The sequence below is a fragment of the Micromonospora sp. WMMD754 genome, assembly GCF_049315235.1.
GTDB lineage: Bacteria > Actinomycetota > Actinomycetes > Mycobacteriales > Micromonosporaceae > Micromonospora > Micromonospora sediminicola.
This window is the reverse complement of sequence record NZ_CP186058.1, coordinates 5,275,220-5,302,004: the sequence shown is the minus strand read 5'-3', so window position 1 is coordinate 5,302,004 and position 26,785 is coordinate 5,275,220. Positions and strand designations below refer to the sequence as shown.

Here is a 26,785-nt window from a genome sequence, read left to right as displayed (position 1 = left end):
ACCCCCGGTCAGGGCTCGCGTCGCGGGAAAACTTCCGGCAGACTAATTTCTTTACCGCAGATTTTCCAGTAGCGTTCGCACCCGCTGATCAACCGCACCGCACGACGAGGAGGGGCCGTGACCCAGACCCAACCGGTGGAGACCATCCCGACGTCCCGCCCCGCGCCCGTCGCCGTCCCCACCGCCGGACAGCCCTACGAATACCGGCGCGCACCCCTGGTCGAACCCGACTGGACCCGCTTCCCCGGCTGGCGCCACGTCACCCGCGACCAGTGGGAGAGCGCCCAGTGGCAGCGCGTCAACTGCGTCAAGAACATCAAGCAGCTGCGCACCGTCCTCGGCGACACCGTCGACGAGACCTTCTACGCCGACCTGGAGGCCGACCAGAAGGCCCTGGCCACCATGTCCATGCTGGTGCCCCCGCAGATGCTCAACACCATGGTGCCGTTCGCGCCCATGAGCACCGAGGCGCTGCTCGCCGACCCGGTCCGCCGCTACATGATCCCGGTCGCCTCCGACCGGCGCACCGACTGGCCCTCACACCCCTACGCCAGCCGCGACAGCCTCCACGAACACGACATGTGGGTCGCCGAGGGACTCACCCACCGCTACCCCACCAAGGTCCTCGCCGAGCTGCTCTCCACCTGCCCGCAGTACTGCGGCCACTGCACCCGCATGGACCTCGTCGGCAACTCCACCCCCGCCGTCGACAAACTCAAGCTCACGCTCAAGCCGGTCGACCGCTACGACGCCCACATCACCTACCTCAAGGCCCACCCCGGCGTCCGGGACGTGGTCGTCTCCGGCGGCGACGTCGCCAACGTGCCGTGGCGCAACCTCGAGTCCTACCTGATGCGCCTGCTGGAGATCGAGACCATCCGCGACATCCGGCTCGCCACCAAGGCGCTCATGGGCCTGCCGCAGCACTGGCTCCAGCCCGACGTGGTCGAGGGCCTCGAACGGGTCGCCCGCACCGCCGCCCGGCGCGGCGTCAACCTGGCCATCCACACCCACGTCAACCACGCCCAGTCGCTGACCCCGCTGGTCGCCAAGGCCGCCCAGACCGCGCTCGACGTCGGCGTCCGCGACGTCCGCAACCAGGGCGTGCTCATGCGCGGCGTCAACGCCACCAGCGCCGACCTGCTCGACCTGTGCTTCGCGCTGCAGGGCGAGACGGGCATCCTGCCGTACTACTTCTACATGTGCGACATGATCCCCAACGCGGAGCACTGGCGGGTCCCGGTCTGGCACGCCCAGCAGCTCCAGCACGACATCATGGGCTACCTGCCCGGCTACGCCACCCCGCGGATCGTCTGCGACGTCCCGTTCGTCGGCAAGCGCTGGGTGCACATGCTCACCGACTACGACCGTGAGCGCGGCATCTCCTACTGGACCAAGAACTACCGCACCTCGATCGAGTCCGCCGACCTTGAGGCGCTCAACAAGCGCTACGCGTACTACGACCCGATCGACACCCTGCCCGAGGCGGGCCAGTCCTGGTGGCACGCCCACCGCGACGACTGACCGTCGCGCCGCACACCGTCGCCCCCGCCGGCTGAGCCGGCGGGGGCGACGTGCGTCCAGGTCACTTCTCGAAGGCGTCCTTGACGTCGCGACCGGCCTGCTTGACGTCCTGCCCGGCCTGACGCGCCCGTGCCGCGCTCTGCTCACTGGCGCCCTCGGCCCGCAACCGCTCGTTGTCGGTGGCGTCGCCGATGCGCTCCTTGGCCATGCCGCTCATCTCCTGGGCCTTCATCTTCGCCTTGTCGGTGAAGCTCATGTCGCCCTCCTCGTCAGCGTGCGGCTTGCCCTTGTCGCGTCCCCGGTGCCGGGCTCGACAAACGCCGTTGACCGGCGCACATCCCCTAAGGCGTCCTAGGACAATAGGTCAGAGTGGTTCCCGGTGCCGGCCCGACGGGCGTGGTTGACTGGGCGGGTGAACGAGATACTGCTGATCCGGCACGGCGAGACCACATGGAGCGCCAGCCACCGGCACACCTCGTACACCGACCTGGAGCTGACCCCCGACGGTGAGCGGCAGGCCCGCGCGCTCGCTCCCCTGCTCGCCGGCCGGCGCTTCGTCCGGGTGCTGTCCAGCCCCCGGCAGCGCGCCACCCGCACCGCCCACCTGGCCGGGCTGACCGTCGACGCCACCGACCCCGACCTGGCCGAATGGAACTACGGCGACTACGAGGGCCGCACCAGCGACGCCATCGGAGAAGAACGGCCGGGCTGGAGCATCTGGACCGACGGCGGCGGAGCCGGCGGCGAGTCACCGGCCGAGGTGGGCGCCCGACTCGACCGGGTGCTCGCCCGGGTCGCCCCGCTGCTGGAACGGGGCAGCGTCGCACTGGTCGGGCACGGGCACAGCCTGCGGGTGCTCGGGGCGCGGTGGATCGGCCTGCCCCCGTCGGGCGGCGGACTGCTGCGGCTCGACACGGCCACGCTCAGCGTGCTCGGCCACGAGCACGGCCGGCGGGTCATCCGGCGCTGGAACCTGCCGGCTCCGCCGCCGACCGGGACCGACCCCGACCGGGCAGCTCGGCACTGATCCGCGGCGGGCGGTTCTCATACGGCGTGGACAGCACCACGGTGGTGCGGGTGGTGACATTGGCCGAGGTGCGGATCTCCTGCAGCAGCCGTTCCAGATCGGCCGGACCGGCCACGCGCACCAGCAGGAGATAGAAGTCCTCCCCCGCGACCGAGTAGCAGGAGTCGATCTCGGGCAGGTGGGCCAGCCGCTCCGGCGCGTCGTCGGGCTGCGACGGGTCGAACGGCCGGATCGCCACGAACGCGGTCAGCGGCAGGTCCAACGCCTCGAACGACACCCGAGCGGCGTACCCCTTGACCACGCCGCGCTGCTCCAGCCGGCGGACCCGCTGGTGCACGGCGGACACCGACAGGCCCACCCGCTCGGCCAGGTCCGTGTACGACAGCCGACCGTCCCCGGTCAGCGCGGCGACGATGGCGCGGTCGATCTCCTCCACGCGGCGCAGCCTAGCCGCAAAAGCGCTCCCACGCCGCACCCGGCCCGCCGGCGTGACGCTCAGCGCGCCGTCCGGTCGCGCACCGCGTCGGCGGCGTAGTTGAGCACCTCCGCCATGTCCTCCTCGTCGAGGAACGGCAGATCGGTGAGGATGTCGGTGACGGACATGCCCTCGGCCATCATGGCCAGCAGGGTGGCCACGGGGACGCGCGACTGCCGCACGCAGGGCGCACCCCCCATGACGTCGGGGTCGACGGTGATCCGGGGGAAGGTCACCGCGACAGGTTAGCCCTTGGCCAGGGCGCGGGAGATGACCAGCCGCTGGATCTGGTTGGTGCCCTCCACGATCTGCAGCACCTTCGCCTCGCGCATGTAGCGCTCCACCGGGTGGTCGGCGACGTAGCCGGCGCCGCCGAGCACCTGCACCGCGTCGGTGGTCACCCGCATCGCCACGTCGGTGGCGAACAGCTTCGCCTTCGCCGCCTCGATCGAGTACGGCCGGCCGGCGTCGCGCAGCCGCGCCGCGGCGAGCATGAGCGCGCGGGCGGCGGAGATCTGGGTCGCGTGGTCGGCCAGGTTGAACCCGAGGCCCTGGAAGTCGATGATCGCGTGGCCGAACTGCCGGCGCTCCCGGGCGTAGCCGACCGCGTAGTCCAGGGCCGCCTGCGCCAGCCCCACCGCGCAGGCGGCGATGCCGAGGCGGCCGGAGTCCAGCGCGGACATGGCGATGGTGAACCCGGCGCCCTCGCCACCGATCAGCCGCTCGGCGGGCACCCGCGCGTCGTCGAAGGCGATCTGCGCCACCGGCGAGGAGTGCAGGCCCATGGTCCGCTCGGCGGCCTGCGGGTGGATGCCCGGCGTGCCCCGGTCGGCCAGCAGGCAGGAGATGCCCTTCGGGCCGGGCCCGCCGGTGCGGCAGAAGATGTTGTAGAAGTCCGCGACCCGGGCGTGGGTGATCCACGCCTTGGTGCCGGTCACCACGTACGCGTCGCCGTCGCGGACCGCCCGGGTGGTCAACGCCGCCGCGTCCGACCCGCCCTGCGGCTCGGAGAGGCAGTATGCCCCCAGCAGCTCCCCGCCGATCATGTCGGGCAGCAGCTTGCGCTGCTCGTCGGAGCCGAACTGCGCCACCGGGTAGCAGGACAGCGTGTGCACGCTGACCGCCTCGGCCACGGCCAGCCACCGGCCGGCGAGGATCTCCAGCACCTGCAGGTAGACCTCGTACGGCTGGGCGGCGCCGCCGTGCTCCTCCGCGTACGGCAGGCCGAGCAGGCCGGCGCGGCCCAGCGTGCGCAGCACCTCGCGGGGGAACTCGGCGCGCTCCTCGAAACCGGCGGCCTTCGGGGCCAGCTCCCGGTCGGCGAGCTCGGTGGCGAGGTCCAGCAGGTCGTGGGCCTCGTCGGTGGGCAGGATCCGGTCGACGTTCATAGCGCGATGAGCTCCGTGGGGGTGGTGTTGAGCCGTTGCCCGCCGTCCGTCGTGCAGACGACGATGTCCTCGATCCGGGCGCCGTACCGCCCGGCGAGGTAGATCCCGGGTTCGACCGAGAAGGCCATGCCGGCCTCCAGCGGACGCGGGTTGCCGGTCACCACGTACGGGTCCTCGTGGGTGTCGAGGCCGATGCCGTGCCCGGTGCGGTGCAGGAAGGCGTCGCCGAAACCGGCGGCGGTGATCATGTCACGGGCGACCGCGTCCAGGTCCTCGGCGGTCACCCCGGGGCGCACGGCGGCCACGGCGGCGCGCTGCGCGTCCCGCAGCACCGCATAGAGCTCGACGAACCCGGCCGGCGCGGGGCCGCCTACGACGTAGGTGCGGGTGCAGTCGGAGCGGTAGCCCGAGGGCATGGTGCCGCCGATGTCGACCACCACCGGCTCGCCCGCGCCGATCGGCCGGTCGGAGGTGCCGTGGTGCGGGCTGGCGCCGTGCGGGCCGGCGGCCACGATGACGAAGTCCACCTCGGCGTGCCCGGCGGCGCGGATCGCCGCGGCGATGTCGGCGGCGACCTCCCGCTCGGTGCGGCCCGGGCGCAGCCACTGCCCCATCCGCCGGTGCACGGCGTCGATCGCGGCGCCCGCCTCGGCCAGCGCCGCCACCTCGGCCGGGGACTTGCGGATCCGCAGCTCACGCAGCACCTCGGAGGCGAGCCGCTGGGCCGCGTCCGGCAGCGCGGCGCGCAGCGCGAGCACCTGCTGCGCCCACATCCGGTCGGCGATCCCGACGGCGCGCACCGGGCCGGGCAGCGCGGCGCGGACCAGCGGCCACGGATCGTCGCCGTCGGCGTGGTCGACGATGCGGAAGCCGGCGCCGGGGGCGGCCTCGGCGTCGGGGCGTTCCAGCACCGGCACCACGAGCGTGGGCTCCCCCTCGACGGGCAGCACCAGGCAGGTGAGGCGCTCACTCTCGCGGGCGTCGTAGCCGGTCAGCCAGCGCAGGTCGGAGCCGGGGGTGAGCAGCAGCGCGTCCAGGCCCGCCGCGGCGGTGGCGCGCCGGGCCGCGGACAGTCGCCCGGCCGGATACAGCTCCTCGGTTCCCACAGCCGAAGCTTAACGGTCGTTCGGGCCGTGGTGGGAGTCCGGCCGGCGCTCAGTCACCGACCGCCCGACCCGCCTCGATCTTGGTCAGCCCGGACGCCTGGAGCAACTCGTTGACCACGATGAAAACCTGCGACGCCACGATCGTGCCGGAAAAGCCCAGTTCCCCGGTGCGGGCCCGACGGGCCGCCGCGGCGGCGTCCAGCGCGCGAGCGCGGGCGATCTCCGGGTTACGGCCGGCCAGGAAGTCACGGTGCAGCAGCCGCAGCGACTGCCCGAACCTCTCGATCGCGGTCGGCAGGTCCGGCGGCACCGGCTCCCGGGCGTCCAGCAGCGCGACCACCCGGCGCACCATGTTGCGGCTGTTGGTGAACGCCAACTCCAGATGCGCGGAGGCGTGCTCGTAGCGGCGCAGCTGGGTCCGCCGCCGCCACCGCCACGGCGACAGCGACGCCACCTCCCGGGCAGCGGCCACGATCTCGGTGGTCTGTTTCCGCTCCGCCTCGGCCGCGTGCAGGCGCTGCAACGCCGCGTCCGCCCGCCCCGGGTCTCCGGCGGCGAGCGCCTCCGCAGCGGCGGTGAGCTGATTGGCGAACAGGTCGAGGGTGGGACCGGCGGCGCGGTGCACCACCCGCACCGGGTTCAACGGCAACAGCAGCAGCGCCACCACCACCGCGATGCCGCCTCCGATCAACGCGTTCGCGGTACGCGGCACGGCCAAGTCCGGCGCGGTCGGCTCGACGCTGCCCAGCAGGACGGCGGTGCTGCCGGCCTGCACCATCACCGCCCCGCTGCCCCGGAATATCACCGCCACCGAGATGGCCGCCGCGACCACCAGCCCGGTCTGCACCGGCCCCGAGCCGATCAGGGCGATGATCAGATCGCCGACCAGCACCCCGAGGACGACGCCGGCGAGCAGCTCGGCGGTGCGGCGCACCCGGTTGCCGATCGCCGCCGCGATGGTGCCGACCGCGGCGGCGGGCGCGAACAGCGGCTGCGGGTTGTGCAGCAGCGTGTTGGCCACGTACCAGGCAAGGCCCGCCGCCAGCCCGGCCTGGAGGGCCACGATGAAGTACTGGCGCAGCCGCTCGTACGCCTCCCGGGCGTGACGACGCGCGGCCGGGGCCACGCCGGTCACCGTGGGCACCGGCCGTCCGGGCGCCAAGGGCGGGCGGGCTCGGACGCGGTCACCCCGCCCTCTACCCGGCAGCCGCCGCGGTAGTCCCGTTGCGGACCGCCGCGCCGCGCGTCGTCCTGTCGTACCGGTGGGCCATGATCCTTGTCGTCACAGCGGCACGGGTCACGGGCCGGCGACGGCCCTCCGGCGTGCCCGGAGCCGGTCGCCGGCGGGGAGGTCGGGAACGATGACGGAGGCGACGGACGCCTCGTGGCGGCACCGCAGCGTGCTGCGGGTGGCGCCGCCGGCGCGGGCGCGCAAGCTGGCCAAGGTGCCCTTCGTGGAGCTGGCCGACGGCCGGCTGCAGGGGGTGGTGTCCAGCGGTTCCGACGTGGAGCGGGTCTACGTCTCCTCGGTCGCCGCCGGCAGCCACACGGTCAACTGCAGCACCAACAACAACCGGCCCTGCGGCGGGCTGCGCGGCAGCCTGCTCTGCAAGCACCTGCACGCGCTGGCCGACGAGGCCGTGCTGCAGTACGGGATCGCGCAGGTGGCCCGCTACCTGCGCGTCGACGTCGGCGACGGCGTCGACAGCGGCACCGACCTGCTGGCCCGCACCGATGCGCGGCACGAGCCCGGCCCGGCGGCGGTGGTGTTCAGCCGCTTCCTGCGCCACCTGGCCTACCTCGAGGTCCCGGCGAGCACCACGGCGGTGCCGGAGCTGCACTGGTTCCCGGCCACGGCGGGGGTGCGCTGATGCTCGCCGCCCACCTCGCCCGGCTCACCGACGGGGAGGTCCCCGGGCTGGCCGAGACGCTCGCCGTGGTCGACGGCGTCGACGACGCGCTGACCCGCGGCCTGGCCAGGGTGAGCGAGCCGGACGCCGCCGCCTGGGCCGCGCTGGCCGGCGCGGTCGCCGGCACCCCGCTGGCCGACCGCACCGCCGACGCGGTCCGCGCCGCGACCACCGGCGCACCGACCGAGGCGCACCTGGCCGTCCTCGCCGGCGCCCGCGCGGCGTTGCTCGGCGCGGCGCACGACGCGCTGCTCGACCGGGTCGACGCGGCGCTCGGCCGCTCCCGAGCCCCCTGGGCCGCCGCGCCCGACCTCACGCCGGACCTGTCGCCCGCCGTCGCCGGGGCCCGGGCCTGGCTGCACGAGCTGGCCCTCGCCGGCTGGCGCAGCGCCGACCACGACCTGGTCTCCGGTGCCGCCGCGCCGGTGGAGGCCGCGCTCGCCGTGCCGGGCCTGCGCCGGCTCGCGGTGCTGCTGGACGGCCTCGCCGCCGAACTGCGCGCCGGCTCGCCGGTGGCCGCCATGCCCCGGGTGCCGGCCCGCCGGTGGGCCGACCTGTGGTCCCGGGCCGTCCTGCTCGCCGCCGGCGCCGCCGCCGAGGCCGCTGCCCCGGAGACCGTCTCCGGCCGCCTGCTGCCGCTCGGCGTCGACGTGCACGAGCACGACACCGCGTTCCAGGCACAGCTGCACGCCCTGCTCGAACCGGCCGGCGGCGGTGACGTCCGCCTGGTCCGGGTCACCGTGGCCGCGGCGAAGGTCGCCACCATCGTCGGGCCGGCCGGCTGGCGGCTGCTCGAGGCGTACCCGATCCTGCTCAAGGCCCTGGCCGAGCGGCGGGCCGTGACCGTCACCGACCTGCCCGCCCACGGCGGTGACCTGCGCTGGGTCGACGAGCGGGCCGAACTCGCCGACCCGACCGACCCGTTCGCCGCCGCCCGGGTGCTGCTGGCCGGCGCCACCGCGGCCGCGACCCCGCCGCTGACCCGGCACCCGGCCGCGATCGCCGAACCGGTCCTGGTCGAGGGCTACACCGCCCGCCACGACGACGGCGGCCTGGTCTTCGACCTCGACGGCCGCGCGGTCGCGGTGGCCGTCGACCGGCTGCCGGCCGCCGGGCCGCTCACCCCGGCGCTGGTCGCCGCCTCCACCGCCTGCCTCGCGCTGCTGCGCTGGGACGACGGCCGATGGCTGCTGCAACCCCTGGCGGTGCGGGCCACCGTGAAACGGCAGACCGTCGAGGCGCACAACGGCGACTGGGCGTGCGGCGTCACCGACCCGAAGACGGCGAAGGCCGAGGCCAAGGCGGGCGACGCCGTGGCCGTGCTGCGCGAACGCGCGGGACGGTTGCTGCGCCGATGACCGACGACCGCGCCCACGCCAACCGCCGCCAGGTGCTCTACTGGCGGCTGCTCGCCCGCCTGTTCCACCCCGACGAGCAACCCGGGCTGGAGTCGGCGAGCGTCGCCGTCGTCGACGACCTCGGCCTGCCCGCCGCGCTGCTGGACCCCACCGTCTCCGTCGACACCCTCGTGCAGCGCTTCCCGGCGCTCGCCGACGAACTGCGCGGCCTGCTCACCGCCGACGACGACACCCCGGCCACCGCCGGGCCGTTCCAGCCCGGCGAGACCGAGGTACGCCGCGCCGCGCTGGTGTCCAAGCTCCTGCTCAACGTGTTCGCCACCGGCTCCGGGGAGGTCAGCGCCGGGCAGCTCGCCCGCTGGCAGGCCGACGCCGGCTGGTTCGAGCAGGCCTGCGGCGTCGGCGCCGGCGAGCTGCGTCGCGGCGGCGCCGGCCTCGGGGCCACCCTCGCCGGCATCGAGGGCGACCTGGTCGGCCGGATGCGGCTGCGCGAGGTGCTCGCCGACCCGACGTTGGCCGCCCGGCTCACCCCGAGCATGTCGCTGATCGAGCAGCTGCTGCGCGACAAGTCGAACCTGTCGGGGGTGGCGCTGGCCAACGCCAAGTCGTTGATCCGCCGCTACGTCGACCAGGTCGCCGAGGTGCTGCGCACCCAGGTCGCGCAGGCCACCGTCGGCACGGTCGACCGGTCGGTGCCGCCCAAGCGGGTCTTCCGCAACCTCGACCTGGACCGCACGATCTGGCAGAACCTCACCAACTGGAGCCCGGACGACGAGCGCCTCTACGTCGACCGGCTCTACTACCGCCAGACCGCCCGGCGGACCACCCCGGCCCGGCTCGTCGTGGTGGTCGACCAGTCCGGCTCGATGGTCGACTCCATGGTCAACTGCACCATCCTCGCCTCCATCTTCGCCGGGCTGCCCAAGGTCGACGTGCACCTGATCGCGTACGACACCCGGGCGCTGGACCTCACCCCCTGGGTGCACGACCCGTTCGAGGTGCTGCTGCGCACCAACCTCGGCGGCGGCAACGACGGCCCGGTCGCCATGGCCCTGGCCCGCCCGAAGATCGTCGAGCCGCGCAACACCGTGCTGGTGTGGATCTCCGACTTCTACGAGTTCGACAGGTCCCAACCGCTGTTCGACGGCATCGAGGCGGTGCACCGCTCCGGGGTGAAGTTCATCCCGGTCGGCTCCGTCAACAGCTCCGGCCACCAGAGCGTCAACCCCTGGTTCCGGCAGCGCTTCAAGGACCTCGGCACCCCCGTCATCTCCGGCCACATCCGCAAGCTCGTCACCGAGCTGAAGAACTTCCTCACCTAGGAGAGCACCCCTGATGTCCGACATGCTCCGCGCCCCCGCCGAGGTCAAGTACGCCGACGAGCTGGCCTACCTGGAATCGGTCGACACCGGGCCGAAGCCGTTCTCCTGGCGGCTGAGCCCGCGCATGGTCCGCCTGTTCGTGCTCGGCTCCGAGCGCGCCGACGGCCTCGACCGGGAGATCCCGCAGAAGTGGTTTGGCGACCGCAGCTTCGTCGAACGCAGCATCGTCACCCTCGCCTCCGACCGTGGCCTGCTGCTCATCGGCGACCCCGGCACCGGCAAGAGCTGGCTCGCCGAGCTGCTCTCCGCGGCCATCTGCCGCAACTCCACGCTGGTCGTGCAGGGCACCGCCGGCACCACCGAGGACCACATCAAATACTCCTGGAACGTGTCCATGGTCATCGCCCGCGGCCAGTCCCGCGACTCGATGATCCCCTCGCCGATCATGACCGCGATGGAACAGGGCGTGATCGGCCGCTTCGAGGAGCTGACCCGCTCCACCAGCGACGTCCAGGACGCGCTCATCTCGATCCTGTCCGAGAAGTACGTCTCCATCCCCGAGCTGGACCACGACAACATCGTCTTCGCCAAGCCCGGCTTCTCGATCATCGCCACCGCCAACAGCCGCGACCGGGGCGTCAACGACCTCTCCTCCGCCCTCAAGCGCCGGTTCAACTTCGTCCGCATCCCGGTCGTCACCAACAAGCGCAGCGAGGCCGAGATCGTCCGCTTCCGCACCGAGGAACTGCTGCGCCGGCACCGCATCGAGCTGGACGTGCCACCCACGCTGCTCGACATCCTGCTGCAGAGCTTCGCCGACCTGCGCGCCGCCGCGACCGCCGCGAGCAGCGACGACGAGAAGCTGGAGTCGGCGCTGTCCACCGCCGAGCAGATCGGCGTGCTCGAGGACGCCATCCTGCACAGCCAGTTCTTCGGCGACCGCACCCTGCGCGCCCAGACCCTCGCCGGGTCGCTCATGGGCTCGCTGGCCCGCCGCAGCCCGGAGGACCTGGCCATCCTCAACAAATACCTGCACGGCGTGGTCGAACCCCGGGCCAAGGCCGACGACGGCGGCGACTGGGCCGGTTTCCTCGACGGCGGCCGCCAGGCCATCGCCTCCCTGTCGTGACCGCCCCCGCCCCGACCGGCCTGTTCGGCGCGCTGCGCGAGCAGCTCACCGACGCGGCCGCCGCCTTCGCCGACTCCCCCGACGCACTCGCCGGAATCCTCGCCGGCATGGTCGACGACGTCGACCGGGCGCTGCGCGAGCGGCTGGAGATCTTCCCGGTCTGCCACCACTCCCCCGCCTCCGCACTCGCCATGGCACGCCGGCTACGCGCCCGCCCGCCGAAGGTGATCTACCTGGAGCTCTGCGAGGACCTGCGCCCCCTCCTCGACGAGCTGCGCAACTGCCGCCTGCCGGTGGCCGTGCAGGCGTTCGCCACCGAACTCGACGGCTTCCCCGTCGAGTGGAGCCCGCTGAGCGTCATCGCCCCGATCACCGAGGCCTCCGCGGAATACCAGGCCATCGCGTACGCGCTGGACACCCCCGGCGTGGAACTGGTGCTGGTCGACCGCTCCACCGACCACGTCTTCCAGTGGACCCCGCGCCCCGACGGCGCCGACGCGGAAGCGACGCCCGACGAGGACGCCGCGCTGCACGGCGACGCGGTCGGGGTGGAGATCGGCGACCTGCGCCCCCGGTTCGCCGAACTGGAGGCCTACCTGCTGCACCACGGCAAGGTGCGGCACTGGTCGGAGTGGTGGGACCAGTACGTCGAACGTCCGCTCGCCGACGCCGACCACGACACCTACCGGCAGGTGATGGTGCTCATCGGCAGCCTGTTCCGGCGGCTGCGCCCCACCGCGTCCGCCCGCGACGACCGCGACGAGGACCGCGAGCGGCACATGTGGACGCGGATGCGCCAGCACCTCGCCGCCACCGGCGCCGACCCGGCCGACTGCCTCTACGTCTGCGGCGCGTTCCACGCCGCCAGCCACGTCGAGCAGTTCGGGCTCGACTCCACCGCACCCGACTTCGCGATCAGCCCCCGCACCGGCACCCGCTGGCGCTACGGGCTCATCCCGTCCAGCCACTCGGCGATCGAGGCGCAGTTCGGCCTCGCCCCGGGCACCGTCTCCATCGCCGCCGCGAACTGGACCACCGCGGTGGCCCGGACCCGGCTCACGCCGTACCGGCTGGCCGGGCAGCAGACCGGGAAGAAGGGCCGGCGCGCCCGCACCGCCCCCGCCACCGCCGCGCCGGAGACGAGCACCGACCGGCTCACCGGCTTCCTCGCCGCCCCGCCCACGCTCGACGGGCTGGACGAGGCGGAGCTGCGCGGCTGGTGCGTCGACATCGTCCGGCTCGCCCGCCGCAACGGCTACCTCGCCAGCACCGCCGACGCGATCGCCGTGTTCGAGACGTCGATCCTGCTGGCCAACCTGCGCAACCGCGCCCGACCGACGCCATACGACTTCGCCGACGCCGCGGTCACCTGCATCGAGAAGGACGTGGTGCCCGGCCGGCGCGACGTCCGCCGCCTGTGCGAGATCCTGCTCGGCGGCGACCGGATCGGCCAGGTCGGATACGACTCCCTCCCGCCCCTGGCGCGCGACGTCCTGGACCGGCTCCGCCCACTCGGCCTCGACCTGGAACGGCGCACCGTGCAACGGGCCCTGCTCGACCTGCGCGCCGACCCGGAGCTGGAACCCTGCTCCGACCTGCTGTGGATGCTGCGTCATCTGCTGCCCGTCGACGCCGTCCGCCCTATCATGGGCGAGCGCCGCCTCGGCCACCGCTCCACCCAGGAGAGCTGGGACCTCGCCCTCGGCCGCAACCAGCGCGCCCTCATCGAACTCGGCTACGAGGGCGTCACCGTCGAGCAGGTGCTGGAGCAACGGCTGCGCCGGGCGGTCCGTCGGCCGGACGCCACCGCCGCCGGCGCGCTCGCCGCCGTCGAGGACGCGATCCGCCTGCTCGACAGCCCCCGCCTGGTCGACGAACTCGGCACCCGGGCGGTCGAGCTGCTCGCCGCCGAACGCACCGTGGACGACGCGCCCGAGGTGCTGCGCCGCATCCGCCGGCTGCTCGCCCACCACCGCACCAGCGCGCCCGCGCTGCCGGCCTGGTGCCAGGCGTTCGTCACCACCGGGTACGCCCACTACTGCACGTTGCTGCCCACCGCGTTCGTCGACGACGCGACCGGCGTCCGGCAGGTCGGCGCGATGCTCGGCTTCCTGTTCGGCATGGAGAGCCTCGCCCTGTCCCTCGGGTGCGACCGGTCCCAGCTCGAGCTGGCCGTCGCCCAGGCCCATCCCGAGACGCCGGCCAAGGTGGCGCTGCTCTGGGCCGCCCACCACCAGCTCGGCCTGCTACCCCTGGCGCAGCTGCGCGAACGCTGCGCCGAGCTGCTGGCCAACCCGCTGGTGGTGCCCGCGTTCCCGCAGTACCTGTCGGGCTTCGTGCACGCGCTCGAACCGGTGCCCGGGCTGGCGCCGTTCGTCGTGGAGACCATGTCGGCCGCGTTCGCCGGGCTGCCCGACCCGGTGCTGCTGCCCTGGCTGCCCACCCTGGTCACCACGCTGCGCGAGCACGGCGCCGAACTGGTGCCGCTGCTGGTCCGCGAGGCGGAACGCACCTTCCCCGCCACGCTGCCCGCGCTGGACGCCTGGACACCTCCGTGGTCCACCGGGCCCACGCCGCCGGCGGCGCCGACGACCGCCGTCGAGGCCGACGCCGTGCACGACCTGCTGAGCGACCACCCGGAGGCCGTGGACGCGGTGGCCGCGCTGCTCGGATGCGACGCGCCGTGGCACTCCCCCGCCGGCGCAGCCCCGCCGGTCGACGCCGCGTCCACCCTTGTCGCCACGCATCCGGCCACCGCCTACGCCGTCGCGGCGCTGGTGACGTCGGGCTGACCGGTGCCGGTCCTCGCCCCGCCGACCCGCGGGGCGAGGGCCGCCGCCGCGGACCGGCGGTCCCGACGCGGCTTGCGAGCCGCAGGCACCATGGAGGGGTGATCCGCTTCCTGCTGAACCTGCTGTGGCTCGTCTTCGGTGGCGGCTTCGTCCTGGCCCTGGGCTACGGCGTCGCCGCTCTGATCTGCTTCGCGCTCGTCGTCACCATCCCGTTCGGCGTCGCCTCGCTCCGGCTCGCCTCGTACTCGCTGTGGCCGTTCGGCCGCACCCTCGTGTCCAAGCCGGGCGCCGGTCTCCCCTCCGGCCTGGCCAACGTGCTCTGGGTGGTGCTGGCCGGCTGGTGGCTCGCCCTGTCGCACATCCTGGCCGGCGTCGCGCTCTGCGTGACGATCATCGGCATCCCGTTCGGGGTGGCCAACTTCAAGCTGGTCCCGGCGGCGCTGTGGCCGCTCGGCCAGGAGGTCGTCGAGACGCCCTGACCCGGCCCGCCGGCGACTCCCCTTCCCGCCGCCTGTCGAGCTGATATCGCGGACGACTCAGCCGGCGGCCGGTCGGCTTCCTGCCGCCTGTCGAGCTGATATCACCTACGACTCAGCTGGCGGCCGGTCGGCCCTCGGACGCCTCCGTCGCCGGCCGGTCGATCCTCGACGCCTCCCACGCCGGCCGCACCCCACGATGGGCGGCACAGGAGGGTATGCCCACCAGACACCGCCCGGTCCGGTGTCTGGTCCGCGTCCGGTCGCCTGCCCGGCCGGTCCGCCCCCACGGGCTGGGCGAAGGGGCGTCAGGCGAGACCGGCAGCACGGCAGTGGAGTGGTCCGCCCCGGCCGGGCCCGCCGGCCGGGGCCGGACCGTGAGTCGTCCGCGATATCAGCTCGACAGGCGGTGTCCGGCACACTCTCCCTTCCGCCCTGCCTCCGGCGGTCGCCCGCCGGGCGTCGTCACCGCGGTCGACCGCAACGCCGTCCTCGCGGAAGCCCTCCAGGCCCGGCGGCGGATTCGGTGCGGAGCCGAGTCGTCCGGGCGCCGGGGCGTCCAGGTGCGTAGAGGCTGCGGATCGCGTCGACGTCACGGTCGATGCCGACACACCCTGTGGAGCGTCCTAGGAGGCTGGGGTGAATCGCGGTCCGAAACTGGCTCGCGGAACCGGCGGGGTGGCTACCGTCGGTGACATGGGGGGTCGGGACAGGGTCGTCGAGGCGCTCAAGGCGGATCCGGCGATGGCCGGCCTGCGCCGGTCGCTGGAGTTCTACCACGGCGACCTGGCCCGTGACGCGGCGCTGGATGCGTTCTACGCGCCCCTGGTCCAGGCCGGTGACCTGGTCTTCGACGTCGGCGCGCACGTCGGCGACCGACTGGGCAGCTTCCGCCGGCTCGGCGCGCGGGTGGTGGCGGTGGAGCCGCAGCCGCTGTGCGCCCGCGCGCTGCGTGCCCTTCACGCCGACGATCCGGCGGTGACCGTGGTGCAGGCCGCGTGCGGAGCCGCCACCGGGCCGGTACGGCTGCACGTCAACTCCACGAACCCGACGGTCTCCACCGCCTCCCCCGGCTTCGTCCGGGCCGCCGCTCAGGCCGCCGGCTGGCGGGACGAGACCTGGGACGACGAGATCGAGGTGGACGGCACCACGTTGGACGCGCTGATCGGGGCGTACGGCGTACCGGCGTTCGTGAAGATCGACGTGGAGGGGTTCGAGGACGCGGTGCTGGCCGGCCTGAGCCGTCCGGTGCCGGCGCTGTCGTTCGAGTTCACGACCATCGCGCGGGACCTGGCCGCCGACTGCCTGGACCGGCTGACCGCGCTCGGTTTCACCCGGTTCACCGTGGCGCTCGGTGACGAGATGGCCTTCGACCTGCCCGGCTGGCGCCCGGCGGCCGAGGTGGCGGCACACCTGCGCGCGTTGCCGCACGACGCCAACTCCGGCGACGTGTACGCGCGAACCTGAGGTCCATCCACAGAGGACGGATGGATCGAGCCCGAAGGCGCATCGATGCTGCTCATCGCCGTGATCGACACATCCGCTGCCCGGCCACTTTTTTCAGGTGTCGAACTTAGCCATGGTTTGTTACCTGGCTGTTATTGACGTGACCGGCGCCACTTCGGTTGACTGCCACGGAACCGCTTCCGCAACCGGTTCCGAAACACCCCGCTCATCCCTGCGACCCGGGAGCGTCACGTGCCGATCACCATCGCCGACGTCGCCACCCGCGCCGGGGTGAGCAAGACGACGGTCTCCCGGGTGCTCAACGGCAAGGGCGAGGTGCACATCCGCACCGCCGACCGGGTCCGGGCCGTGATCAGCGACCTCGGGTACGTGCCGAGCGCCCGGGCGGTCGGCCTGGCCCGCGGGCGTACCCGGGTGGTCGGCATGCTGGTGCCGGCGCTGACCTGGCCCTGGATGGGCGAGGTGCTCCAGGGCGCGGCCGAGGCGGTCGAGGCCGAGGGCTACGGGATGCTGCTGTTCACCTGCACCCGCGGTGACGAGTCGATGCGGCGCTTCGCCTCGCAGGTCTCCGCGAAGTCCTTCGACGGGCTGCTCGTGGTCGAGCCCGAGGGCACCCTGGACTACATCACCGACCTGCACCGTCGCGGTCTGCCGGTCATCCTCATCGACGACCGCGGGCACCAGCCCGGCTTCCCGTCGGTGCGGACCACCAACGAGGACGGCGCGCGGGCCGCCGCCGCGCACCTGCTGTCGCTCGGACGCCGACGACCGCTGGTCATCACCGGCCTGCGCCGCTTCGGCTGCACCCGCGAACGGCTCGCCGGGTTCGCCGACGGCTACGCCGCCGCCGGCGTACCGATCGGGCCGGAACGGGTGGTGGAGGGCGACTTCACCTTCGAGTGCGGACGCGAGGCGGTGCGGCGGCTGCTCGCCCAGGGGGTGGCGTTCGACGCGGTCTTCGCCCACAACGACCTCTCCGCCGCCGGCGCGCTGCAGGCGCTGCGCGACGCCGGCCGGCGCGTCCCGCAGGACGTCGCGGTGGTCGGCTTCGACGACCTGCCGCTGGCCGGGCACACCCATCCCCCGCTCAGCTCGGTGCACCAGCCGCTGCGGGAGATGGGCGCCGCCGCCGCCCGGCTCCTCATCGCCCACCTCACCGGCACGCCGCTGCCGGACACCCCGACCGTCATCCCGACCGGCTTCGCCGCCCGCGCCTCCACCCGCGTCACCTGACCCCACCCCGCCGAATCCCGGCGACCACGCCGGCGGGCGCACGCCCGCCGGTGGCACCACCGCACACCCTCCATCCACCACATCCCGCCCGAGGAATGCGGGACCACCGAGGGAGACCTCCATGAGAAGACGGCAACTCCTCGCCGTCGCGCTGGCCGGCGCGATGGTCACCACCACCGTCGCCGCGTGCGGCGACAGCCCCAACGCGAACAAGAAGAGCGGCCAGGCCGCGACCGTGCTCAACGTCGGCATGCCCAACGGTCCGCAGGCCGAGAACAACAACCCGTTCCTCACCACCTCGGCCGCCGCGTCGCTGGGCTACCGCTGGCAGATCTACGAGCCGCTGATGATGTGGAACCCGGTCAAGCCGGCCGAGCCGTTCAAGCCCTGGCTGGCCACCAAAGCCGAGTGGTCGGCGGACTACAAGTCGGTCAAGGTGACCGTCCGCGACAACGCCACCTGGTCCGACGGGCAGAAGGTCACGGCCGAGGACGTCGCCTTCACCTACAACCTGGTCAAGAAGTTCCCGGCGCTCAACGACCAGGGCGTGCCGTACACGGACGCGACCGCGAGCGGCAACGAGGTCACCATCTCCATGTCCAGCCCGCAGTTCGTCAACCAGCAGAAGGTGCTGTGGCGGGTGCCGATCGTGCCCAAGCACCTCTGGGAGAAGATCAGCGACCCGACGACCGACCCGGTGAAGCAGCCGGTCGGCAGCGGGCCGTACACGTTGAAGTCGTTCACCCCGGCGACGACGACGCTCACGGTGCGCGACAGCGGCTACTGGCAGGACGCGCCGAAGGTGAAGGAGCTGCGCTTCACCTCGTACACCGACAACAGCGCGCAGACCACGGCGCTGGCCAACGGCGAGTCGGAGTGGAGCTTCGTCTTCATCCCCAACTACCAGGCCGTCTTCGTGGCCAAGGACCAGAAGAACCACAAGGTGTGGGCGCCGCCGGTGCTGGGCATCCACGGCCTCTACCTGAACACCACGAAGAAGCCGTTCGACGACCCGACGCTGCGCAAGGCGATGAACATGGTCGTCGACCGCGCGGACATCTTCACCACCGCCGAGGCCGCGTACTTCCACCCCGAGGTGAAGAGCGTGACCGGTCTGCCCAGCCCGGCCGGCGACTCCTTCATCGCCGCGGAGTACAAGGGCCAGGAGCACAAGGTCGACGTCGAGGGCGCCAAGGCGCTGCTCACCGGCGCCGGCTACAAGCTCGACGGCACCACGCTGAAGGACAAGGGCGGCAAGCCGGTCACGATCAAGCTGACCGACCCGGCCGGCTGGTCCGACTACCAGACCAGCCTGGAGATCGTGAAGGACAACCTGTCCAAGATCGGCATCGCGGCGACCATCGACAAGGCCAACCAGGACGCCTGGTTCCGCAACGTCGAGCAGGGCAACTTCGAGGCCACGTTCCGGTGGACCGAGAGCGGCGCGACGCCGTACGACATCTACCGGACGATCATGGACGGCCGGGTGCTCAAGCCGATCGGCACCGCCTCGCCGGCGGGCAACTTCGGTCGGTTCCAGAGCAAGGAGGCCACCGACGCGCTGGTGTCGTACGCCAACGCGACCGACGACGCCACCCGCACCACCGCCCTGGCCACGCTCCAGAAGATCTTCGTGGAGCAGGTGCCGATGATCCCGGTCGGCGCGGACAACATCGGCGGCGCGTACAGCACGAAGAACTGGACCGGCTGGCCGGACGACGCGAACCCGTACGGCGCGCTCCAGCCCACCCAGCCCAACGCGCTGGACGTGGTGCTGCACCTCAAGCCGGCCGCCGGCTGACCCGGCGCCGCCTCCCCGGCCGGGACGACCGGCCGGGGAGGCGGGCCCCGCCCCCGACCCGGCAACCCCAGACAGGAATGCGGCATGACGACGACCGAGAGCGCCCCGGCGCCGGTCGACGAGGTGGTGCTGGAGGCCGTCGGCCTGACCAAGCACTTCCCCGTCCGCCGGCGGTTGCGCAGTCTCCTCTCCCGGACCCCGACGGTGGTGCACGCCGTCGACGACGTGTCCATCGCGCTGCGCCGTGGGCGGGTGACCGCGCTGGTCGGCGAGTCCGGCTCCGGCAAGTCCACGGTGGCCCGGCTGCTGGCCCAGCTCTACCCGCGCACCGCCGGCGACATCCGGCTGCACGGCACGTCGACCCGGGTCCGCGGCGGCCGCCCGTTCCGCGCCTACGTGCGCCGGGTGCAGCTGATCCTGCAGGACCCGTTCGCCTCGCTGAACCCGGTGCACACGGTCCGCTACCACCTCACCCGCTCGCTGCGCATCCACGGCAACGCGGGCACCGGCCCGGACGGGCTGGAAAAGGCGCTGGCCGACCTGCTCACCCGGGTCAGCCTCGCCCCGCCGGAACGCTACCTCGACGCGTTCCCGCACGAGCTGTCCGGCGGCCAGCGCCAACGCGTCGCCATCGCCCGGGCGCTCGGCGCGAACCCCGAGGTGCTGCTCGCCGACGAGCCGGTGTCGATGCTGGACGTGTCGATCCGCCTGGGCGTGCTCAACCTGTTGCAGGACCTCAAGGACCGGCTCGACCTGGCCATCCTCTACATCACCCACGACATCGCCTCGGCCCGCTACTTCGCCGACGAGACGATCGTCATGTACGCGGGACGAATGGTCGAGGGCGGCGACAGCGAGACGGTCACCCAGCGGCCGGCCCACCCGTACACCCGGTTGTTGACCGACTCCGCGCCGGACCCGGAACGGATCACCGGCGCGGGCGCCGACGCCACCGGGGCCGGCGAGCGCGGGCACGGCGAGCCGCCCAGCCTGATCCACCCGCCCGCCGGCTGCCGGTTCCACCCGCGCTGCCCGCACGCCATGGCGCGGTGCACCAGCGAGCTGCCGCCGGCGATCCCGGTCGACGACCGTCCCGGGCACTGGGCGGCGTGCTGGCTGTTCGACCCGGCCACCGTCGCGGCGGAGAACGGCGTGGCCGAGGAGGCGACCCGATGAGGTTCCTGCTGCAACGGGTGGCCTTCTACCTGTTCACCGCGTGGGCGGCGATCACCCTCAACTTCTTCATCCCCCGGATGGTGCCGGGCGACCCGGTGCAGTCGCTGATCTCCCGCAACCAGGGCCGGATCAGCGCCGACGCGATCGCCTCGCTGCGGGTGCTGTTCGGGCTGGACTCCGACCGCAACCTGTGGGAGCAGTACGTCGCCTACTGGGGCCAACTCCTGCGCGGCGACCTGGGGCTGTCGTTCACGTTCTTCCCGGCGCCGGTGTCCGAGGTGATCGGGAACAGCCTGCCGTGGACCGTCGGCCTGGTCGGCGTCACCACCATCGTCAGCTTCCTGCTCGGCACCGCGCTCGGCGTGGGCGCCGGCTGGCGGCGCGGCTCGTGGATCGACGGGCTGCTGCCGGCCACCACGTTCCTGTCCTCGATCCCCTACTTCTGGCTGGGCCTGGTGGCGATCGCGCTGTTCGCCGGCCCGGGCAGCTTCTTCCCCTCCTCCGGCGGCTACGAGCCGGGCCTGGTGCCGGCGTTCGACGCGTACTTCATCCCCAGCGCGCTGCAGCACAGCATCCTGCCCGCGGCGACCATCCTGGTCTCCTCGATGAGCGGCTGGATCCTCAGCATGCGCAACATGATGGTCACCGTCTCCAGCGAGGACTACATCACCGTCGCGCACGCCAAGGGCCTCTCCGAGCGCCGGGTGGCGCTCAGCTACGCCGCCCGCAACGCGCTGCTGCCCAACGTCTCCGGCTTCGCGCTGTCGCTGGGCTTCATCGTCGGCGGCACGCTGCTCGTGGAGATCGTCTTCTCCTACCCGGGCCTGGGGTTCCAGCTCTTCCAGGCCGTCGGCAGCAAGGACTACCCGCTCATGCAGGGCATCTTCCTCATCATCACCATCTCGGTGCTGGTGGCGAACCTGCTCGCCGACGTCGCGTACCTGCTCCTCGACCCGCGGACCCGAAAGAGCTGAGCGATGACACTTTCCCCGTCGAGCATCGAGCAGGTCATCCCCGGCCAGGGGGCGATGACGCAGCCGTCGGCCCGGGCCCGACGACGCCGGTTCCGCTTCGTCGCCAACGCCAAGGCCGCCACCGGCCTGGCCATCCTCGGGGTGTACGCGCTGCTGGCCGTGATCGGGCCGTGGATCGCGCCGTACGACCCGGACGCGCGCAGCGCCGACGTGCTCCAGGCGCCCTCGGCCCGGCACTGGTTCGGCACCACCCACCTCGGGCAGGACATCTTCAGCCAGATCCTGGTCGGCGCGCGCAGCGTGGTCGTGGTGGGCCTGATCGCCGGCGTGCTGGCCACGATCCTGTCCGTCCTCATCGGCGTGACCGCCGGCTACCTGGGCGGCGCGGCCGACGAGAGCCTGTCCGCGCTGTCCAACGTGTTCCTGGTGATCCCCGCGCTGCCACTGATCATCATCGTGGCGTCGCTCGTCGACCAGGCCGGTGAACTGCTGGTCGCGTTGATCATCGGGCTCACCTCGTGGGCGTGGGGCGCCCGGGTGCTGCGCGCCCAGACGCTGTCGTTGCGCCGCCGCGACTACGTCGAGGCGGCCCGGGCCACCGGCGAGCGGACCTGGCGGATCATCGGGTTCGAGATCCTGCCCAACCTGACCGCGATCATCGCCTCCGGCTTCGTCGGCACCGTGATCTTCGCGGTGATGTCGGAGATCACCCTGGCGTTCATCGGCATCTCGTCGGTCAGCTCCTGGAACTGGGGCACCATCCTGTTCTGGGCGCAGGGCCAGCAGGCGCTCGCCCAGGGCGCGTGGTGGTGGTTCGTGCCGGCCGGGCTGGCCATCGCGCTGCTCGGCACCGCGCTCGCGCTGATCAACTTCGGCATCGACGAGTTCGTCAGCCCCCGCCTGCGCACCGGCGGCCGGACCCGGATCCGCACCGCCGACGGCCGGACGGTCCGGATGCGCGTCGGCTTCACGCCGGTGCTGGCCCCGCGGCCGGCTCCCGTGCCGATGCAACGGTCGGCCGACGTGCCGGACACCACCCGAGAGGGGACCTCATGAACGACAAGGTGCTGGAGATCCGGGGGCTCTGCGTCGACTACGGCGTCGGCGCGGAGGCGGTGCGGGCGGTCCGCGACGTCGACCTGACGCTGCACCGGGGTGAGGTGCTCGGCCTGGCCGGGGAGAGCGGCAGCGGCAAGTCCACCCTGGCGTACGGGCTGACCCGGCTGCTCCCCCCGCCGGGCGTGGTCAGCGGCGGCCAGGTCGTCTACCACCCGGCCGACGGACCGCCGGTGGACGTGCTGACGCTCAGCCCGGCCCGGCTGCGCGAGTTCCGGTGGGCGGAGACGTCGATCGTGTTCCAGGGCGCGATGAACTCGCTGAACCCGGTGCACAAGGTCTCCACCCAACTGCTCGACGTGATCCGGGCACACGAGCCGAAGAGCACCGCGGCGAGCCGGCTGGCCCGCGCGAAGGAGCTGCTGCGCCTGGTCGGCATCTCCGCCGACCGGCTGGACAGCTACCCGCACCAGCTCTCCGGCGGCATGCGGCAGCGCGTCATGATCGCGATGGCGCTGGCGCTGGAGCCGCAGGTGGTCATCATGGACGAGCCGACCACCGCGCTGGACGTGGTGATGCAGCGGCAGATCCTCGGCCAGCTCGCCGAGCTGCGCGACCGGCTCGGCTTCGCGGTGCTGTTCATCACCCACGACCTGTCGCTGCTGGTGGAGTTCTCCGACCGGATCGCCATCATGTACGGCGGCCGGATCGTGGAGGAGGCGCCCGCCGCCCGGCTGTACGCCGAGCCGCTGCACCCGTACACCGAGGGGTTGCTGCACTCGTTCCCGGCGCTGCGCGGGCCGCGCCGGGAGCTGACCGGCATCCCCGGCTCCCCGCCGGACCTGCGCGCCATGCCGTCGGGGTGCGCGTTCCACCCCCGCTGCCCGAAGGCCTTCGACCCGTGCGACGAACGCCTGCCGGTGCTGGGCCCGCCCGGCGTCGACGACCCGACCCGGGCTGTCGCGTGCTGGCTGCACCCGGCCGTCGCGCCCCTGTCCCGCTGACCCGCCCGAGCCCACCCGCTACCCGCGAGGAGAACCATGGACACCGACCTCACCCGTCCCCGCGTCGAACAGGTCGACCCGATCGACACGCTGCCGCCGAGCTTCCGGTGGGGGGTGGCGACGTCGTCGTACCAGATCGAGGGGGCGGTGGCCGAGGACGGCCGCACTCCGTCGATCTGGGACACCTTCTGCCGGGTCCCCGGGGCGGTGGCCAACGGCGACCACGGCGACGTGGCCTGCGACCACTACCACCGGATGCCCGAGGACGTCGCGCTCATCGCCGACCTGGGGCTGGACACCTACCGGTTCTCGGTGGCCTGGCCGCGGGTGCAACCGGGCGGGCGCGGTCCGGCCAACCCGGCCGGGCTGGCCTTCTACGACCGGCTGGTGGACGAGCTGCTCGGCCGCGGCGTCGACCCGTGGGTGACGCTCTACCACTGGGACCTGCCGCAGGAGCTGGAGGACGCCGGCGGCTGGCCGAACCGGGACACCGCCTACCGGTTCGCCGACTACGCGGAGCTGGTCTTCGCCGCGCTCGGCGACCGGGTCCGCACCTGGACCACGCTGAACGAGCCGTGGTGCTCGGCCATGCTCGGCTACGCCTACGGCGACCACGCCCCCGGCCGACGGAACCTGGGCGACGGCATCGCCGCCGCGCACCACCTGCTGCTCGGGCACGGGCTGGCGACGCGGCGGCTGCGGGCGGCGGCGCAGTCGCCGATCGAGCTGGGCCTGACCGTGAACCTGTCGACGGCCGACCCGGCGACCGACAGCGCGGCCGACCGGGACGCCGCGCGGGCGGCGGACGGGCTGGGCAACCGGCTCTACCTGGACCCGGTGCTGCGCGGGGAGTACCCGCAGGACGTGGTGGCCGACCTGGCCGCCGAGGGGGTGCGGATCCCGGTGCAGGACGGCGACCTGGAGGTCATCGCCACCCCGATCGACGTGCTCGGGGTCAACTACTACTTCGGGCAGCTGCACTCCGGGGTGGACGAGCAGGGTCGGGACCGCGACGACGACGGCCGGCCGGTGCGCCGGGTGGTCCGCCGGGACCTGCCGCGCACGGCGATGGACTGGGAGATCGTGCCGGAGTCGTTCACCGACCTGCTGGTGCGACTGCACCGCGACTATCCGGGCGTGCCCATGGTGATCACCGAGAACGGGGCGGCGTTCGACGACAAGCCGGACGCGGAGGGTTTCGTGGCCGACGACGACCGGGTCGACTACCTGACCGAGCACCTGCGGGCGGTGGCCCGGGCCCGGCAGGCGGGCGCGGACCTGCGCGGCTACTTCGCCTGGTCGCTGCTGGACAACTTCGAGTGGGCGTACGGGTACGACAAGCGGTTCGGCATCGTGCGGGTGGACTACGAGACGCAGCGCCGCACCCCGAAGCGCAGCGCGCTGTGGTATCGCGACACGGTCCGGCGGGTGCGCGGGCAGCGCTGAGCCGACCACCGCGGGCGGTCGCGCGGGAGATGTCCCGGGCGGCCGCCCCGACGCGTCCGGAGGCAGGTCGGACCGCTTTTTTCATGTCTTGACATAAGCCGGTGCGAACGGTTTTCTCATTCGCGGATGTCGATTGATCCGGAAGGAGCATCCGTGTCCCCCACCACCGTCGCACGTCTCGCCGGCCGCGTCGCCCTGACGCTCTGCCTCACCGCCGGCCTCGCCACCGCCGTCCCCGCCGCCCCCGCGCACGCCGCCGGCGAACGGGTCGACGTCTGGCTCACCACCACCTCCGACTCCGGCGGTCGGACGGTCACCCGGGGTCTGCAACAGCAGAGCCCGCTGGCCTTCGCCGCCACCAGCCCCGGCGCCACGCACACCGTCACCGTCGACGAGAACACCCGGTACCAGCCGTTCGAGGGCGCCGGGGCGTCCATCACCGACACCACCGCGTACCTGCTGCGCGGCGGGCCGGTCAGCGCGGCCACCCGGGACGCGGTGATGCGCAAGCTGTTCAGCCCCACCGACGGCATCGGGCTGTCCTTCGTGCGCAACCCGATCGGCGCGTCCGACCTGTCCCGACCGGGCCACGTCTCGCTCGACGACACCTGCTGCGACCTCGGCGACTTCGGCACCAACGGGTACGACACCAACGTCGAGCTGCTGACCGCGCAGGCCCGGCAGCTCAACCCGGCGCTGCGGGTGATGGTGGTGCCGTGGAGCGCGCCCGGCTGGATGAAGGACAACGGCCGGATGGACCAGATGGGCTGGCTGAAGTGGGAGCACTACGCCACCTACGCGCAGTACCTGGTGCGCACGATCCAGGCGTACGCGGCGCGCGGCGTCACCGTCGACTACCTGTCGGTGCAGAACGAGCCGAACTGCTGCCAGGCCGGCAACCCGACCGCGATGGACTACCCCGGCATGAGCTGGAACGCCTCCGGCCTGGCCGAGCTGACCAAGAACTTCGTCTACCCGGCGTTCCGGGCCGCCGGGATCACCACCAGGGTGCTGGTGCACGACTGGAACTACGGCGACTACAACACCATCGGCTCCGGGCTGCTGGCCGACAGCGCGGTCCGGACCGACCCGCTCTTCGGCGGCATCGCCTGGCACGGCTACTTCGGTGACCCCGCGGTCGGCAGCCAGGTACGCGGCCAGTATCCGACGGTGCCGCAGTTCAGCACCGAGCACTCCGGCGGCACCTGGATCACCAACCAGCACAACGAGGACATTGCCGACATCGTCACCTACGCGCGGAACTGGAGCCGCAGCGTGGTGAAGTGGAGCCTGGCGGTCAACCAGAACATGGGCCCGCACAACGGCGGCTGCGGCACCTGCACCGGCCTGATCACCGTGCAGGAGGGCGGCGCCCGGGCCGGCCAGGTCGACTACACCATCGAGTACTACACCACCGGGCACCTGACCAAGTTCGTCCGGCCCGGCGCGACCCGGATCGACTCCACCGCCAACGGCACCGTCCCGAACGTCGCCTACCGCAACCCGGACGGCTCCAAGGCGCTGCTCGCGCACAACGGCGGCACGTCGGCGCAGTCGGTGCGCGTGGTGTGGGGCGGGCAGTCGTTCACCTACACGCTGCCGGCCCGCACCACCGCCACGTTCACCTGGTCCGGCCCGCAGTCCGGTGGCGGCGGGTCGGCGACCGGCCTGGTCACCGGCATCGGCGGCAAGTGCCTGGACGTGACCGACAACGCCAGCGCCGACGGCACCCCGGTGCAGATCTGGGGCTGCTTCGGCGGGGCCAACCAGCAGTGGACCCGCGCCGCCGACGGCACGCTGCGCGCGCTCGGCAAGTGCCTGGACGTGGCCGGCGGCGGCACCGCCGACGGCACCCGGGTGCAGCTGTGGACCTGCAACGGCAGCGCCGCGCAGCAGTGGACCTGGACCGCCGGCCGGGACCTGGTCAACCCGCAGGCGAACAGGTGCCTCGACGTCACCGGCAACACCTCCGCCGACGGCGCGAAGACGCAGATCTGGAGCTGCACCGGCGGCGCCAACCAGAAGTGGACGCTGCCGTCCTGACCCGAGCGGCCGGGCCGGCGGCGATTGCCGGCCCGGCCGCTCGGCGGCGATTGCCGGCCCGGCCGCTCGGCGGCGATG

At 73.0% G+C, this 26,785-nt stretch carries 23 protein-coding genes; 17 read left to right on the top strand and 6 right to left on the bottom strand.

Going from position 1 to position 26,785, the window contains the following annotated elements; translation table 11 throughout:
* Positions 1-117 precede the first annotated feature (117 nt).
* Entirely contained in the window at positions 118-1,524 is a 1,407-nt protein-coding gene (locus ACN27B_RS24800; RefSeq protein ID WP_091574483.1) for a KamA family radical SAM protein, read from the top strand.
* 61 nt (positions 1,525-1,585) lie between these two features.
* Here ACN27B_RS24800 and ACN27B_RS24795 read toward each other — a convergent pair whose 3' ends face one another.
* On the bottom strand, positions 1,586-1,780 hold the full coding sequence (locus ACN27B_RS24795; protein WP_098744865.1) for a CsbD family protein: 195 nt from the start codon (positions 1,778-1,780) through the stop codon (positions 1,586-1,588).
* A 156-nt stretch (positions 1,781-1,936) separates the two neighbouring features.
* Between ACN27B_RS24795 and ACN27B_RS24790 the strand changes: the two genes are divergently transcribed.
* Positions 1,937-2,551, top strand: coding sequence for a histidine phosphatase family protein (locus ACN27B_RS24790; protein WP_099161007.1), 615 nt, complete (start codon positions 1,937-1,939; stop codon positions 2,549-2,551).
* On the opposite strand, the gene ACN27B_RS24785 is transcribed toward ACN27B_RS24790, so the two are convergent.
* From ACN27B_RS24785 to ACN27B_RS24765, 5 genes are read right to left on the bottom strand one after another with little or no spacing between them, the layout of a single operon-like run.
* Entirely contained in the window at positions 2,481-2,987 is a 507-nt protein-coding gene (locus tag ACN27B_RS24785) for an Lrp/AsnC family transcriptional regulator (RefSeq protein ID WP_099161008.1), read from the bottom strand. The genes ACN27B_RS24790 and ACN27B_RS24785 overlap by 71 nt on opposite strands.
* Positions 2,988-3,046: 59 nt before the next feature.
* Entirely contained in the window at positions 3,047-3,262 is a 216-nt protein-coding gene (locus ACN27B_RS24780) for a DUF433 domain-containing protein (RefSeq protein WP_091574488.1), read from the bottom strand.
* A 9-nt stretch (positions 3,263-3,271) separates the two neighbouring features.
* The gene (locus tag ACN27B_RS24775) at positions 3,272-4,414 is read right to left on the bottom strand and encodes an acyl-CoA dehydrogenase family protein (protein ID WP_099161009.1); all 1,143 of its coding nucleotides are present in this window, start codon (positions 4,412-4,414) and stop codon (positions 3,272-3,274) included.
* Positions 4,411-5,520 (bottom strand): M24 family metallopeptidase, encoded by a 1,110-nt coding sequence (locus tag ACN27B_RS24770; RefSeq protein ID WP_422741666.1) that lies wholly within the window; start codon positions 5,518-5,520, stop codon positions 4,411-4,413. Before ACN27B_RS24770 ends, ACN27B_RS24775 begins: the two co-directional genes overlap by 4 nt.
* Before the next feature lie 49 nt (positions 5,521-5,569).
* Positions 5,570-6,664: an FUSC family protein gene (locus ACN27B_RS24765; RefSeq protein WP_253866455.1), complete on the bottom strand. Its 1,095-nt coding sequence runs from the start codon at positions 6,662-6,664 to the stop codon at positions 5,570-5,572.
* A gap of 256 nt (positions 6,665-6,920) precedes the next feature.
* Between ACN27B_RS24765 and ACN27B_RS24760 the strand changes: the two genes are divergently transcribed.
* From ACN27B_RS24760 to ACN27B_RS24690, 15 genes are all read left to right on the top strand, one after another.
* Positions 6,921-7,391 (top strand): hypothetical protein, encoded by a 471-nt coding sequence (locus ACN27B_RS24760; protein WP_172967982.1) that lies wholly within the window; start codon positions 6,921-6,923, stop codon positions 7,389-7,391.
* Positions 7,391-8,788 carry a hypothetical protein gene (locus ACN27B_RS24755; protein ID WP_422741665.1) on the top strand — a complete coding sequence of 466 codons (1,398 nt, stop codon included), beginning with the start codon at positions 7,391-7,393 and terminating at the stop codon, positions 8,786-8,788. The genes ACN27B_RS24760 and ACN27B_RS24755 overlap by 1 nt, the downstream gene beginning before the upstream one ends.
* Entirely contained in the window at positions 8,785-10,110 is a 1,326-nt protein-coding gene (locus ACN27B_RS24750; protein ID WP_422741664.1) for a VWA domain-containing protein, read from the top strand. The genes ACN27B_RS24755 and ACN27B_RS24750 overlap by 4 nt, the downstream gene beginning before the upstream one ends.
* Positions 10,111-10,123: 13 nt before the next feature.
* Positions 10,124-11,239: an ATP-binding protein gene (locus ACN27B_RS24745; protein ID WP_098744873.1), complete on the top strand. Its 1,116-nt coding sequence runs from the start codon at positions 10,124-10,126 to the stop codon at positions 11,237-11,239.
* Entirely contained in the window at positions 11,236-14,031 is a 2,796-nt protein-coding gene (locus ACN27B_RS24740; RefSeq protein ID WP_422741663.1) for a hypothetical protein, read from the top strand. Before ACN27B_RS24745 ends, ACN27B_RS24740 begins: the two co-directional genes overlap by 4 nt.
* A 98-nt stretch (positions 14,032-14,129) precedes the next feature.
* On the top strand, positions 14,130-14,510 hold the full coding sequence (locus ACN27B_RS24735) for a YccF domain-containing protein (RefSeq protein ID WP_098744876.1): 381 nt from the start codon (positions 14,130-14,132) through the stop codon (positions 14,508-14,510).
* 693 nt (positions 14,511-15,203) lie between these two features.
* Positions 15,204-15,974, top strand: a complete 771-nt coding sequence (locus ACN27B_RS24730) for an FkbM family methyltransferase (protein WP_422741662.1) — start codon at positions 15,204-15,206, stop codon at positions 15,972-15,974.
* 231 nt (positions 15,975-16,205) lie between these two features.
* The gene (locus ACN27B_RS24725; RefSeq protein ID WP_091574512.1) at positions 16,206-17,207 is read left to right on the top strand and encodes a LacI family DNA-binding transcriptional regulator; all 1,002 of its coding nucleotides are present in this window, start codon (positions 16,206-16,208) and stop codon (positions 17,205-17,207) included.
* Positions 17,208-17,328: 121 nt separating this feature from the next.
* Complete coding sequence (locus ACN27B_RS24720; RefSeq protein ID WP_099161017.1) at positions 17,329-19,008, top strand: ABC transporter substrate-binding protein; 1,680 nt, start codon at positions 17,329-17,331, stop codon at positions 19,006-19,008.
* An 84-nt stretch (positions 19,009-19,092) separates the two neighbouring features.
* Positions 19,093-20,184, top strand: coding sequence for an ABC transporter ATP-binding protein (locus ACN27B_RS24715; RefSeq protein ID WP_422741661.1), 1,092 nt, complete (start codon positions 19,093-19,095; stop codon positions 20,182-20,184).
* Positions 20,181-21,158, top strand: coding sequence for an ABC transporter permease (locus ACN27B_RS24710; RefSeq protein WP_099161019.1), 978 nt, complete (start codon positions 20,181-20,183; stop codon positions 21,156-21,158). Before ACN27B_RS24715 ends, ACN27B_RS24710 begins: the two co-directional genes overlap by 4 nt.
* Before the next feature lie 3 nt (positions 21,159-21,161).
* Positions 21,162-22,214, top strand: coding sequence for an ABC transporter permease (locus ACN27B_RS24705; RefSeq protein ID WP_422741660.1), 1,053 nt, complete (start codon positions 21,162-21,164; stop codon positions 22,212-22,214).
* Positions 22,211-23,218: an ABC transporter ATP-binding protein gene (locus ACN27B_RS24700; RefSeq protein WP_099161021.1), complete on the top strand. Its 1,008-nt coding sequence runs from the start codon at positions 22,211-22,213 to the stop codon at positions 23,216-23,218. Before ACN27B_RS24705 ends, ACN27B_RS24700 begins: the two co-directional genes overlap by 4 nt.
* A 36-nt stretch (positions 23,219-23,254) precedes the next feature.
* Positions 23,255-24,664, top strand: a complete 1,410-nt coding sequence (locus ACN27B_RS24695) for a GH1 family beta-glucosidase (protein ID WP_422741659.1) — start codon at positions 23,255-23,257, stop codon at positions 24,662-24,664.
* A 153-nt stretch (positions 24,665-24,817) separates the two neighbouring features.
* Positions 24,818-26,707 carry a ricin-type beta-trefoil lectin domain protein gene (locus ACN27B_RS24690; RefSeq protein WP_422741658.1) on the top strand — a complete coding sequence of 630 codons (1,890 nt, stop codon included), beginning with the start codon at positions 24,818-24,820 and terminating at the stop codon, positions 26,705-26,707.
* The last annotated feature ends 78 nt before the right edge of the window (positions 26,708-26,785 follow it).